Annotated in this window: 1 protein-coding gene; it reads left to right on the top strand. The window is 47.3% G+C overall.

Translation table 11 applies throughout. The features are described 5' to 3' along the window. Positions 1–260, top strand: a 260-nt coding sequence (locus R0K30_RS22440; protein WP_410613110.1) for an FKBP-type peptidyl-prolyl cis-trans isomerase N-terminal domain-containing protein, incomplete at both ends; no start/stop codon positions are given.

The raw sequence follows: 260 nt of genomic DNA, 5'->3' as shown, positions 1-260 counted from the left end.
CTATATGCTGGAACGTGACATTGTTATAGCGGGCTTTGTCGATGCGGTTAAAGGCGACCCTCAACTGAGTGAAGAAGAAGCTGAAAAAATTCTGAACGCGATGCGCGAAGAAGTTATGGAACATCGCCAGAACGTTTTGGGGAAAAAAGCCGCTGAAGAAGGCAAAGCCTACTTAGCGGAAAATGCGAAAAAAGAGGGTGTGCAGACAACCGACTCTGGTCTTCAGTATGAAGTTCTTGAAGAAGGTGACGGCGTTAGCC

This window comes from Bacillus sp. SIMBA_154 (genome assembly GCF_046536015.1).
GTDB lineage: Bacteria > Bacillota > Bacilli > Bacillales > Bacillaceae > Bacillus > Bacillus pumilus_P.
Note: the sequence above shows the minus strand (reverse complement) of the source record. Positions and strands in the feature narration are given on the sequence as shown.